This window comes from Pseudomonas sp. GW456-L12, assembly GCF_059424045.1.
Map to the genome: position 1 here is coordinate 24,276 of NZ_JBWKZA010000046.1, position 11,081 is coordinate 35,356.

Genomic DNA, 11,081 nt, shown 5'->3' on the forward strand with positions numbered 1-11,081 from the left:
CCACCCCATCTGCCCTCCAATGACCTGGTTATGTGGCATCGGCCAATGACTTTGCGTGCGTAGCAAAATCATCCTGTATCTGCTGGAACCCGCAGCGCAGGTAAAACGCGGCGCCCTCTGGTGTATCCGTAGATAGGCGCACCACACAAAATCGCTGAGCCGCGTGTTCCAAAAGCCGCTGCACCAGGGCTTTGCCCAGATTCCGGCCCCTTGCTGCACGCGCAACGTATACCCTCCGTAGCCTGCCGATATCCGGCCCGGCATAGGGGTCACGAGTAAGGCCACCGATGGCAATCAGTTGCCCGCTGCGGAAGGCGCCCAACAGGCATTCACCGGGTTGATCGAACCGATTCGACCCGTTCTGCCACTCTGCAACCAAACGCGTGAGAAACCTGAAACCGTCCGCAGTTGCCTCCGCTTCCAGTACCAGGACTTGCGGAGCAAGCGCTGAGATCTGGCGTATCGCCAGTTCATCCGTTGACATAACCATTCGAGATCCTTGTGTGGGTGGGTATCGGCCAGAAGCAGCCGCTCAACTGTGTCAGACAAACTAGGGAATTCAGTACATATACACCGATGTCACCTGCTATAAGTAGAGCCGTTGGTTTTTCGCATTGAGGCAAGTATGCTTTATTTTCAGATTACAGCTACAGGTGTTGATCTTGAATACGAAGGGGATCTGGGAGCCAATGACAAATGGGTCTGGGATGAATTGACGACCAACAAGAAAGCGCGGATATCTCGAATATTCTTGTTCAAGTCTTCAGACTTGCTAAATCCTCCCTCTGCCAACCAAGATTTTGACGATTATAAATATCAGTTTCGATTCGGAGTATTCGATAATGACTATTTAAGAGTTCCTGCGCGAATCCTCGAAATCAAAAACGATTTACTCATCAGTCGTGAAGTAAAACTCCGACGGTCATTCTTTGTTGCTGAGCGCAATATCTCGATCTTTCTTCGTCTATCAGAACTACTCGATCATCCAGATTCAATTGTGATAGGAGGGGCACACCCCGACGCAATACCGATAGACGTATTTGAGGAATTGCTCAAAAAATTCCCGAATACCTATGAACTCAATCGCTATGCCGATGCTCGCGTTCAAACAATACTTTCTCATTACCTGGATGGCATGAGGGATGCACGTGGCCGCTATGAGAATTATCTCAACAAAAACAGGTCACTAATCAGCCCCATAAAAATAGATCTGGATGTATTGAAGAAGCTGGAAATCGAGAAATACATTTTGATTCGAGACTTGATAAAGGACTCCTTGGCGACAAAGAAAAATTTGTCCAAGGGTGACTGGCAGAAGCTGATGCTGTCTTTTCTCCTGCTTTTGTTCCCAAAATATATCATTGTTCTCGAGAACGTCACTATCCACGACTACTACACTAATCCTAGCAAGAAAACTGATCGCTTCATTGATATTTCCTTGGTTGATGCCAATGGAAACCTTGACATCATAGAAGTCAAAAAGCCCTTTGATGACAAAATCCTTCGCAAGAGCCAATATCGTGGTAATAGCATTCCGACCTCAGAGTTGAGCGGTAGTATCATGCAGGCCGAGAAATATCTATTCCACTTATCAAAATGGGGTGTCAAAGGTGAAGATGCTTTAACCAAAAAATACATCAATCAACTACCGCCCGGCATGACGATTCGAATTTCCAATCCTAAGGCGATTATCATCGTCGGACGCGATCAGGTCGGCGGTGCGGATATGACTGGGAGCCAATTGTTGGACTTCGAGATAATAAAACGCAAGTATGCAAACATGATGGACATTGTTACATACGATGATCTGCTGCGACGGCTCGATAACACCATTGCCGCCCTTGGCGGTTAAAGGGTCGCCCAAGTGCGATTTTTTCAATGACTACTCTTGGCCGGTTAGCGACGGTCTGAATTCGACCGTCGCTATACATAGTCAAACCTCAGTCTGTTCCGCCATCTCCAGGGCGTCATCGACCTCAATCCCCAGGTATCGAACAGTGCTCTCCAGCTTCGTATGGCCGAGCAGCAACTGAACCGCCCGCAGGTTCTTCGTCCTGCGATAGATCAGTGATGCCTTCGTACGTCTCATTGTGTGGGTGCCATACATGGCTGGATCAAGGCCCACGGCTTCCACCCAGCCTTTGACGATACGAGCGTATTGACGAGTAGATAGATGGTCTGAAGTATGCAGCCGGCTAGGAAAAAGGCAGTCTTCGCTGCGTAGCTGTGCCCGATGTATCCAGGCCGCGAGAGCAGACCGTGTTTGCTCAGTGATCTCAAACTGCACAGGTCGCTGCGTTTTCTGCTGCATCACCATGGCTCGTGATGATACGTGCTCGCCATGAGCGACATCGCGCACGCGGAACTTGGTTAAGTCGCAGGCTCGAAGCTTGCTGTCGATGGCCAGATCGAAGAGGGCCAGATCTCGGGTTCTTTCCGCAATTTGAAGCCTTACTCGGATGGCCCAGATATCTCTCAATCGGAGTGGGGTTTTCTGCCCGACCAGTTTTCCTTTGTTCCAGGGCTGACGGCTGTAGGTAGCGATGATGTTCATGACAAGTCCTCCACGTGGGGAAGGACAAGGATGGCTAATCAGAGCAACAGTCGCTAACCGACCCAAAGCAGCCCTTCGTGGAGGGCTGCTGACGGCCAAATGGGGGTATCTCGTAGATGTCAAAAAACTCAGAGTCGATTCAAGCTGCTCGACGAAAGCTCCGAAAACTGGGCTTCTGAGGCGTGACCAACTCGGCGATTTACTACCGAATGCCTAACCCGTGACTACGCAACCCTTGCCCGCTCCCTGTTGACAACTGTAAAAAACCGGGCTAGTTACAAAGCAGGATTTAACAACCCAAGCGATAAAGGAAATCGACCATGAGTATCAAACCTGGCCCTAAAAGAACAAACGAAGATGGCACTCCGGACAAGAGGCAGAGGGTCACACCCGAAAAGAAAAAAGATCATCCAGACCTGAAACCCCATAAGCATAAAAAGGGGGAGTAAGATCGAAAAGCAGCTCCTGAGAGCTGCTTTTTTATTTGTGTACGAATAGGCCTGTCCGCCATCACCGCAACGATGATAAATCGCGCCGTGTAGTGAGCGAAAAGACATGGGATTAGGGGCAGTGCCTTATCCGAATGCTCTAATACAAGGCGAGCATAGATCATCTTTGCGGTGATGACGGAGTGGCCCAGTGGATCGCCCCGGCTTTCCTGGAGACTTTCCAGCCTAAATAGCGTCCTAATACCAGCGGCTGTTATTGGCCGTATACAGACCTCCACAAAGGGCTGCTTTGGGTCGTTTTCAGCTGGTCACCACAGGCAGAAAACTGCCAAAGGCGGACAATGTCCATCTTGACTAAAACGATCACCCGTCACCCCTGTTTTATTGCACCTCAAATTCATTCGGCGAGACCTTTAATCAGCGCTTCATGGCATCACACTGATTGCGCAGGTTGCTGTCGCTGATGGAGTTGCAGCTTTCGCCTTTCGTTTTGGCATAGCAATAAGTGCGCTGGTCGCTGTCGCTGATGCTACTGCAGCTCTCGCCCTTGGTTTCTGCATAGCAGGCAGTACGAAGGTCGCTGTTGCTGATAGAACTACAGCTTTCGCCCTTCGTTTTGGCGTAGCAATAAGTACGTTGATCGCTATCGCTGATGCCACTGCAGCTCTCGCCCTTGGTTTCCGCATAGCAGGCAGTGCGAAGGTCGCTGTTGCTGATAGAACTACAGCTTTCGCCCTTTGTTCTGGCGTAGCAATAAGTGCGTTGGTCGCTGTCACTGATGCTGTTGCAATCAGCATAAGCGTATTCACTAAGCATCAATAACAACGCAACGATTACTCTCATCACTCTCTCCATAGGTTGTCAGGAAATAGCCTGACGCTGATTAATCCAAGATGATCTTGTACTGCAATGAGCCATCAAATTGGTATCAGTCTATAGAAAAGTTCCATGATCGAATATGGGGACCAAGAGCACAGCCATTGCCGGGACTTTTTGCTCATGGAGCATCTCTATAACCTGGGTCGCCCGGATTCTCTAGTCGCATCTAACTAGCTGCTTTTGGCCGAACGCGCTCGTTCGCGGATGTTGGCTTTCGGCCGATTCTGTTGAAAAAGCCGAATTTTCAGATCGCCTGAACTCAGGCACGGCTACCACAAGAGAACCTAGTCACCACATTTAGTGGTTTTTCGGCCCTTCGTTGACCTTTGCTGCTCGGTTATTGGGTTGGTTTGAGGGGTTTTGCTTGGTGCAGGCGCACCTATCCCGTGACCGGAGGCCCTTGAGAGGTAAATCTGGCCAGCCGTCGCAGGTTCTGCACCGCGGCGGCCAGCGTGAACTCATCGGTCGCACCACTCATGCCACGTAGTCGCAAGCGATCCAGTTTCAGGATGCGCTTGAGGTGGGCAAACAACATTTCGACCTTTTTACGTTCGTGGCGAGAGCGCTGATACGCCGGCATCGCGGCAATACGCCGAGCCACATCACGAGCGGCTTCATGGACGCTGCGAGCAATCTTGCGGAACGCAGTGTTCGGGCAGCACTTGGCTTTCATCGGACACGCTACGCAGTCCGTTTGCCTGGATCGGAAGATGATGGTGTTGGCTTTGGTGACGTGCGAACGCTCGTTCTTGAAAGCTCGCCATTCGCTGCGCAATACGTTGCCGGCTGGGCAGCGGTATTCCTCAGCCTCTTCATTCCAGTGGAAATCGTTACTCGAAAAGCTGTCGTTCTTGCGCTCGGTTTTGTCCCACACCGGCACATGCGGTTCGATGTCTTTTTCCTCCACCATCCAGGCCAGCATCGGCGCTGTGCCGTAAGCGGTGTCGCCAATGAGGCGCTGTGGCTTGATGTCGAACTGCGTTTCGACACGATCGATCATCGTCTTGGTGCTCTCGACCTCGGCTGTCCGATGAGCCGGTGTGGGTTCCACATCCACGATGACGCCGTGCTCGGTATCGATCAGATAGTTTGTGGAATAGGCGTAGAACGCCGGACCACCTGGAGCTGCGGTCCAGCGGGCTTGAGGATCCGTCAGCGATAGGCGCTTGGGTAGCGTTTCGGCCAAAGCCTCTTCATCGAGGCCTTCAAGGTACTCACGCACGGCGCGGCTGCTCAGGGCCGGATCGCTCCAGTCGACCGGCTCATCACCCGGTACGCCGCGCTGTCGACTCGCATCCGCTTTGATGATGCTGGCATCCACGGCAAAGCCTTCACCCTTGACCAAACCTGCATCCATGCAGCGACACAGCACTTCATTGAACAACCAGCAAAACAGGTCACTGTCCCGAAAACGGCCGTGCCGATTTTTGGAAAACGTCGAGTGATTGGGTACTTCATCTTCAAGGCTCAACCGGCAGAACCAGCGATAGGCCAGGTTCAAATGGGCCTCTTCGCACAACCGTCGCTCTGAGCGAATGCCATAGCAATAGCCGACGATCAGCATGCGAATCATCAGTTCAGGATCAATCGACGGACGCCCGATCGGGCTGTAGAAATCGGCGAGGTAATGGCGCAGGTCGCTCAGATCGAGACACTGATCAATGTTGCGCAGAAGGTGATTGCCTGGAATGTGATCTTCAAGGTTGAATGAGTAAAACAGCCGTTCCTGCCCACTCGATAACTGTCCCATCATGCTGCGTGCTTCCCTGCTGGCCAATGCCGAGATTTTGCCGAAGGCCAGACAGGGGAGCTACTTTTTCAACAGAATCGGCCACAAGCCGCCAGTCACGGCGACTGGCAAGCGAACGCCGAAAATGCGGCTTCGCTGGCCCTTCTCGCCTCGACTGCCGATATTCGTCGCCATCACGGACATGACCACCGAACGGCCTCAAAACCTAGCGTTTACTGAAGGCAAGACGAGCAGCGAAAAGCACGAAAACCATGCCAGTGGCGCGATCCATCCAGGTAATCACCTTCTCCCTGCGCAACATTTTGGCCAGCGGCTGAGTCGCGCCAATCAGGATGATCGACCAGAGCAATCCGATGGCGAGGTGAATGCCGACAAGGCCAAACGTCCAGGCAATCAATGGCTGGCCTTGCGGAATGAATTGGGGGAGGAAAGAGACGTAGAAAATACCGATCTTGGGATTCAGGACATTGCCCATCATCCCCTTGAAGAACCAGTTCGTCGTTGTCTTGTCAGTGCCGCCGGCAGGGGACAACGATTGCCGGGGCCGCAACAGCATGTTGAGCCCGAGCCAAGCCAGATAGGCCGCACCGCAGTATTTCAAGACATTGAACGCCAGCTCTGACACGGCAATCAGTGCCCCCAGTCCAAAAGCCACGGCGGCGCCCCACGACAGGCAGCCCGCACTGATGCCAAGGGCCGCGCGTAAAGCCTGCTGCTTTCCTTCCACAGTGGCCGTTCGCAATACCAGGGCGGTGTCGAGGCCGGGCGTCAGGGTCAATAGTGTCGCGGCAAACGTGAAGGCAATAAGGTTGTCGAGGAAAGGCATAGGTGAGTCTCAGCCAGAGGTAAGCGAAAGATTATCCTTGAAAGGCAGCCGATTGAAATTCATGCCGATGCGCATCCCTTCCTACCGCCCTATTCCCGCCGGCCAAAACTAAGCCCGCCGCGCCAACAGCAGCACCGAAGCCGCCGCCGACAACAACGCCGCGCAGCAGCGGTTGAAGAGCTTCTTGCCCCGTGGCTCGGCGAACCAGCGGCGCAGGTGCAGGCCCATGTAGGCGTAAGCGCTGATGGCGATCCATTCCAGGGCCAGGAACAGTGCGCCGAGCACCAGGAACTGGGCGGGAACCGGGGCTTGCGGGTCGACGAACTGCGGCAGGAAGGCGGTAAAGATCAATATCGCTTTCGGATTGCCGATAGCAATCAGGAATTCCTGCCGGGCCAAGGCCAGCAGGCCCAGTGGCGCGGTCTTGTTCTCGGCCTCGACCTGGGTATCTGCGGTCCACAGCTGGTACGCCAGATACAGCAGGTAGCCGGCGCCGAGCATCTTGATCCCGTGGAACAGCAGTTCCGAAGCTTGCAGCACCACCGCCAGCCCGGCCGCCGCCAGGGCGATCATCAGGGCAAAGGCGGCCAGCCGCCCTACTCCCGCCAGGCAGGAAGCGCGGAAGCCATAGGTGGTGGCATTGCGGATCGACAGCAGGTTGTTCGGCCCTGGCGCCATGTTCAGGGCGAAACAGGCCGGGAGGAAGAGCATCAGGGTGGCAAGGTTCATGGAGGTGTCCGTCGGCTGATGGCTTGAGTTCCACAGCAACCGACCGGGCTGCCGCAGCCCCACAAGCCTGCCCAATCCAGGGCATGCCGTCGAGATTTTTTGTCGATGCAGGCTGCGCCTACTCCTCCAGGGCTGCAAGCCCGGGCAGCAGCTTGTCCAGGGTCAGCGGAAACTCGCGCACCCGGATGCCGGTGGCGTTGTAGACCGCATTGGCTACCGCCGCCCCGGCCCCGCACACGCCCAGCTCGCCAAGGCCCTTGATGCCCAGGGCGTTGGCCCTGGGATCGGGCTCTTCGAGGAACAGCACGTCCATCGTCGCGATATCGCCATTGACCGGTATCAGGTACTCGGCCAGATCGTGGTTGACGAAATGGCCGTGGCGGGTGTCCAGCAGGGTCTGCTCCATCAGGGCCGCGCCGACGCCCCAGGCCATGCCGCCGAGGATCTGCGAGCGCGCGGTCTTGGGGTTGAGGATGCGCCCGGCACCGATCACCGCGAGCATGCGCCGCAGGCGGACTTCGCCGGTGTCGATGTCCACCGCGACTTCGACGAAGTGCGCGCCGTTGGAATGCTGGGAAAACTGCTTGTAGTCCTCCCCCATCGGCCCGACGCTGCCTTCGGCCTGCAACCCCGTGGGAGCCACTCGCAGCAGCAGATCGCTGAGGCGCTCCGAGCGCTCGCCGGTGCTGATACGGCCGTCGGCGAAGCGTACCGGCGCCTGGTTGTAAGGCGCGCCGGCGGCCTGGATGATCCGCTGCTTCAAGGCCTGGCAGGCGGCCTCCACCGCCGAGCCGGAACTGGCCGCTCCCCAGGAGCCGCCGGAGCCCGAAGTCTGCGGGAAGCGGCTGTCACCCAGTTGCACCTGCACCGCCGACATCGGCACCCCCAGGCTGTGGGCGGCGACCTGGGTCAGGATGGTGTAGGTGCCGGTGCCGATATCGGTCATATCCAGGCGCACCAGCACCCGTCCGGTCGGACCCAGGCTCACCAGGGCCCTGGACAACCCCAGGTAATTGGGCCTGATCGCCGCGGCCATGCCCATGCCGATCAACTTGCTGCCCTCGCGCACGCTGCCGGACTTGGGCTTGCGGCGGCTCCAGCCGAAGCGTTCGGCACCGGTGCGCATGCAGGCCAACAGGTTGCGCGAGGCAAACGGCACGCCGAGTTCGGGGTCCAACTCCGGCTCATTGCGCACCCGCAGTTCGATGGGGTCCAGGCCCAGGCGTTCGGCCAGCTCGTCCATGGCGCTCTCGAAGGCGAGCATGCCCGGCGCTTCGCCCGGCGAGCGCATCCACTCGCCGCGATTGAGATCCACCGGCACCAGCCGATGGCGCGTCAGGCGGTTGGGCGCGGCATACAGCGAGCGGGCAAACACCGCGGTCTGCTCGCAGAACTCTTCGAAACGCGAAGTGCTCGACCAGACGTCGTGCCCCAGCGCCGTCAGCTTGCCGCTGCTGTCCGCCGCCAGCCTTACCCGGTGCTGCATGGCCGGGCGATAACCGGCGTTGGCGAACATCTGCTGGCGGGTCAGGGCCACCTTCACCGGGCGCTTGAGCACTCGGGCGGCCAACGCCGCCAGCACCGCGTCGGGATGGATGATCAGCTTGGCGCCAAAGCCGCCGCCAATATAAGGACTGACGATACGCACGCGCTCGGGCGCGATGCCCAGGGTGTTGGCCAGGCCGCTACGGAAGTTCGCCAGGGTTTGCGCCGAGGTGTAGAGGGTCAGCTCGTCCCCGGACCAGGCGGCGATAGAGGCATGGGGCTCCATTGGCACGTGGCTTTGGTACGGGGTGCTGTAGGTGCTGTCGAGCTTGACCGGCGCATTGGCGAACCCCGATTCAAAATCGCCGATGGCACTGTCGGTCTGGAAGCCGGCGTTGGTCCGCGGCGGGATGTAGGCCTGGGCCAGGCGTGACGCAAGGTCGAAGTCGCCCGGTTGCGCGGCGTAGCGCACACGGATCAGGCGCGCCGCCGCGCGCGCGGCCTCGAAGGTCGAGGCCACCACCAGCGCCACCGGTTCGTCGTAGTAGCGCACAGCGTCGCTCGCCAACACCGGCCGGGCCCGGGTGAACACCTCGCCCGTGGTCGGCGTCACCGCCGGGCCGAATGCCGCCTGGGCCGGTGCGTTGCGATGGGTCATGACATAGAGCACGCCCGGCGTGCGTTCGGCCTCGCGGGTGTCGATAGCACTGATGCGGCCCCGGGAGATGGTCGCGCCGAGGATGTAGCCATAGGCGGTGTCGCCCATTTCCCGCTGCTCGTAGGCGTAGGTCGCGCGGCCGGTGACCTTCAGTCGGCCGTCGACCCGGTCCAGCGGTTGGCCGATGGGGCCGTTGGCGGCGGATGGGGTGGGTCCTGATGTGCTCATGCCAATGCTCGCTCTTGAGCCGCACTGGCCAGCATCTGGCGCAGGGTGCGTTTGGCCAGGGGGATCTTGAAATCGTTGCCGCCCTGCCCGCGCGCGCCGGCCAGGGCGGCCTCGGCGGCGCGCTGGTAAACCGCCATAGCGGATGGCTGGCCGAGCAACACCTGCTCCGCTGCCGTGGCCCGCCAGGGTTTGGGGGCGACGCCGCCGAGGGCCACGCGGACCGTGCGCACCTGCCCCGCGCGGACTTCGAGCACCAGCGCCACGGAGACCAAAGCGAAGGCATAGGAAGCGCGATCCCGCACCTTGCGATACAGCTGCCGTCCCGGGAGTGGCGGCGGCAACGTGATGGCCTCGATCATCTCGCCATGGGCCAGTCGGGTTTCGAGCTCGGGCGTGGTCCCGGGCAAGCGGTATAGCTCATCCAGGGCCAGGGAGCGGCGCTGGCCGTCGGGCAGGAGGGTCTCCACCCGCGCCTCCAGGGCGACCATGGCCACCGCCATGTCCGAGGGATGCACCGCGATACACGACTCACTGGCGCCGAGAATCGCGTGCATGCGGTTGTGCCCCCGCAGGGCCGAACAGCCGCTGCCGGGCTCGCGCTTGTTGCAGGCCATGCCCGGGTCGTAGAAGTACGGGCAGCGCGTGCGTTGCAGCAGGTTGCCGGCGGTCGAGGCCTTGTTGCGGATCTGCCCCGAAGCGCCAGCCAGCAACGCCTGGGACAGCAGCGGGTAGCGCTCGCGCACACGGCGGTCGGCGGCCAACTCGCTGTTGCGTACCTGGGCACCGATACGCAGGCCACCCTCGGCGCTGTCCTCGATCGCGGCCAGGGGCAAGCGGCTGATATCGATCAGGTGGCTGGGCCGCTCGATGCCCAGCTTCATCAGGTCGATCAGATTGGTACCACCGGCGATAAAGCGCGCCCCTGGCTGCGCGGCCATCAGGCTGACCGCCTGCTGAACATCGCTCGCACGCGCATAGCTGAAAGGCATCATCGGCTCAGGCCTCCTCGGCGGCGTCGCGGATGGCGGCGACAATGTTGGGATAGGCGGCGCAGCGGCACAGGTTGCCGCTCATGCGCTCACCGATCTCCCTGTCGCTCAGGCTGACGGAATGGGACGCCACGTCTTCAGTGACATGGCTCGGCCAGCCGGCGCGCACCTCCTGCAGCATGCCCACCGCCGAGCAGATCTGCCCCGGCGTGCAGTAGCCGCACTGGAAGGCGTCGCGGGCGATAAAGGCGGCTTGCAGGGGGTGCAGCAGATCGCCATTGGCCAGCCCCTCGATGGTGGTGATTTCGTCGCCGTCATGCATCACCGCCAGGCTCAGGCAGGCGTTGATCCGGCGGCCATTCACCAGCACCGTGCAGGCGCCGCACTGGCCGTGGTCGCACCCCTTCTTCGAGCCGGTCATGCCCAGTTGATGGCGCAGCGCGTCGAGCAAGGTGGTGCGTGGGTCGAGGTCCAGCAACTGGTCGCTGGCATTGATGCGTAGGGTGATCGCCTGGGACGGCAATGGGCGGGCGG

11 protein-coding genes are annotated in these 11,081 nt (G+C 58.8%); 2 read left to right on the forward strand and 9 right to left on the reverse strand.

From position 1 onward, the window contains the following. Positions 1 to 28 precede the first annotated feature (28 nt). Entirely contained in the window at positions 29 to 490 is a 462-nt protein-coding gene (locus AC07Y9_RS30485) for a GNAT family N-acetyltransferase (protein ID WP_102679412.1), read from the reverse strand. Positions 491 to 625: 135 nt separating this feature from the next. Between AC07Y9_RS30485 and AC07Y9_RS30490 the strand changes: the two genes are divergently transcribed. After that, complete coding sequence (locus AC07Y9_RS30490) at positions 626 to 1,852, forward strand: Shedu immune nuclease family protein (protein ID WP_102679413.1); 1,227 nt, start codon at positions 626 to 628, stop codon at positions 1,850 to 1,852. 81 nt (positions 1,853 to 1,933) lie between these two features. Here AC07Y9_RS30490 and AC07Y9_RS30495 read toward each other — a convergent pair whose 3' ends face one another. After that, positions 1,934 to 2,554 (reverse strand): tyrosine-type recombinase/integrase, encoded by a 621-nt coding sequence (locus tag AC07Y9_RS30495; RefSeq protein WP_102679414.1) that lies wholly within the window; start codon positions 2,552 to 2,554, stop codon positions 1,934 to 1,936. A gap of 320 nt (positions 2,555 to 2,874) precedes the next feature. Here AC07Y9_RS30495 and AC07Y9_RS30500 point away from each other — a divergent pair, with 320 nt between their 5' ends. Next, complete coding sequence (locus AC07Y9_RS30500) at positions 2,875 to 3,003, forward strand: hypothetical protein (protein ID WP_256580917.1); 129 nt, start codon at positions 2,875 to 2,877, stop codon at positions 3,001 to 3,003. A gap of 417 nt (positions 3,004 to 3,420) precedes the next feature. Here the strand turns inward: AC07Y9_RS30500 and AC07Y9_RS30505 are convergent, their stop codons facing one another. The 7 genes from AC07Y9_RS30505 to AC07Y9_RS30535 form a co-directional block, all read right to left on the reverse strand. Further along, the gene (locus AC07Y9_RS30505; RefSeq protein WP_102679415.1) at positions 3,421 to 3,846 is read right to left on the reverse strand and encodes a hypothetical protein; all 426 of its coding nucleotides are present in this window, start codon (positions 3,844 to 3,846) and stop codon (positions 3,421 to 3,423) included. Between the two features lie 415 nt (positions 3,847 to 4,261). Next, the gene (locus AC07Y9_RS30510; RefSeq protein ID WP_102679416.1) at positions 4,262 to 5,635 is read right to left on the reverse strand and encodes an IS1182 family transposase; all 1,374 of its coding nucleotides are present in this window, start codon (positions 5,633 to 5,635) and stop codon (positions 4,262 to 4,264) included. 202 nt (positions 5,636 to 5,837) lie between these two features. Then, positions 5,838 to 6,458, reverse strand: coding sequence for a LysE family translocator (locus AC07Y9_RS30515; protein WP_102679417.1), 621 nt, complete (start codon positions 6,456 to 6,458; stop codon positions 5,838 to 5,840). Between the two features lie 108 nt (positions 6,459 to 6,566). Next, positions 6,567 to 7,187, reverse strand: coding sequence for a LysE family translocator (locus AC07Y9_RS30520; RefSeq protein ID WP_102679418.1), 621 nt, complete (start codon positions 7,185 to 7,187; stop codon positions 6,567 to 6,569). Between the two features lie 118 nt (positions 7,188 to 7,305). After that, positions 7,306 to 9,558 carry a xanthine dehydrogenase family protein molybdopterin-binding subunit gene (locus tag AC07Y9_RS30525; RefSeq protein ID WP_102679419.1) on the reverse strand — a complete coding sequence of 751 codons (2,253 nt, stop codon included), beginning with the start codon at positions 9,556 to 9,558 and terminating at the stop codon, positions 7,306 to 7,308. Further along, complete coding sequence (locus tag AC07Y9_RS30530) at positions 9,555 to 10,550, reverse strand: FAD binding domain-containing protein (RefSeq protein ID WP_102679420.1); 996 nt, start codon at positions 10,548 to 10,550, stop codon at positions 9,555 to 9,557. Before AC07Y9_RS30530 ends, AC07Y9_RS30525 begins: the two co-directional genes overlap by 4 nt. Before the next feature lie 4 nt (positions 10,551 to 10,554). After that, entirely contained in the window at positions 10,555 to 11,070 is a 516-nt protein-coding gene (locus AC07Y9_RS30535) for a 2Fe-2S iron-sulfur cluster-binding protein (RefSeq protein ID WP_371858196.1), read from the reverse strand. Between the last annotated feature and the right edge of the window lie 11 nt (positions 11,071 to 11,081).

Coding starts and splice junctions, on each gene's coding strand:
- AC07Y9_RS30485 (WP_102679412.1), bottom strand. CDS start 490: ATGGTTATGTCAACGGATGAACTGGCGATACGCCAGATCTCAGCGCTT.
- AC07Y9_RS30490 (WP_102679413.1), top strand. CDS start 626: ATGCTTTATTTTCAGATTACAGCTACAGGTGTTGATCTTGAATACGAA.
- AC07Y9_RS30495 (WP_102679414.1), bottom strand. CDS start 2,554: ATGAACATCATCGCTACCTACAGCCGTCAGCCCTGGAACAAAGGAAAA.
- AC07Y9_RS30500 (WP_256580917.1), top strand. CDS start 2,875: ATGAGTATCAAACCTGGCCCTAAAAGAACAAACGAAGATGGCACTCCG.
- AC07Y9_RS30505 (WP_102679415.1), bottom strand. CDS start 3,846: ATGAGAGTAATCGTTGCGTTGTTATTGATGCTTAGTGAATACGCTTAT.
- AC07Y9_RS30510 (WP_102679416.1), bottom strand. CDS start 5,635: ATGATGGGACAGTTATCGAGTGGGCAGGAACGGCTGTTTTACTCATTC.
- AC07Y9_RS30515 (WP_102679417.1), bottom strand. CDS start 6,458: ATGCCTTTCCTCGACAACCTTATTGCCTTCACGTTTGCCGCGACACTA.
- AC07Y9_RS30520 (WP_102679418.1), bottom strand. CDS start 7,187: ATGAACCTTGCCACCCTGATGCTCTTCCTCCCGGCCTGTTTCGCCCTG.
- AC07Y9_RS30525 (WP_102679419.1), bottom strand. CDS start 9,558: ATGAGCACATCAGGACCCACCCCATCCGCCGCCAACGGCCCCATCGGC.
- AC07Y9_RS30530 (WP_102679420.1), bottom strand. CDS start 10,550: ATGATGCCTTTCAGCTATGCGCGTGCGAGCGATGTTCAGCAGGCGGTC.